Here is a 649-nt window from a genome sequence, read left to right on the forward strand (position 1 = left end):
GAATCGAAACTAAATTGCAAATCAATAGCGTTTATCATTTTCTAATATACCGAATCATACTTTAKGGGTAGACACCGCGCCATACTCGACTACCATATTCTTTGATTAAACTTTAAGCAAAAGACTTATTTCACAGTACGTATGCCCTTTCAGGAGCCCTTGTTGCATGAGCGATCGCGTTAACTCGGAAACAGCAGAGCTTATTCACCAGGGGCGAAAGGCCTTTGCTTCCGGACTTGCCTATGCCGGAGTGCTCAGTGCTTTCATCAATGGCCTTCAGCTTACTGTTCCGCTGTTCATGCTTCAGGTCCATGACCGTGTTGTGAACAGCCAGAGCACCGACACGCTGACGATGCTGATCATCATCGCCGTCATTGCTCTCGTGCTTTATTGTATCCTCGACTATGTGCGTGCCTTCACCTACCAGGTCATGGCAAGCAAACTTGTCAGAAAGTTGAACCTGCCGGTTTTGCAGGCCGCAATCTCGGCATCCGTGCTCAAGGGAGTCTCCCGCTCGGGGCAAACTCTCCGCGATCTCAATGACATCCGCTCCTTCATCACGGGCAATGCCATCAGCATGCCGCTCGAAGCGCTGTGGTCGCCCATTTTCCTCACGGTGCTGTTTGCCCTGCACTGGATGTACGGGCTC

1 pseudogene is annotated in these 649 nt (G+C 50.6%); it reads left to right on the forward strand.

The window, feature by feature from the left end:
* Window positions 1-166 precede the first annotated feature (166 nt).
* A pseudogene (locus tag ACXJKO_RS32005) lies at window positions 167-649 on the forward strand (type I secretion system permease/ATPase); the annotation flags it as partial.

The organism is Microvirga sp. P5_D2 (assembly GCF_054049475.1).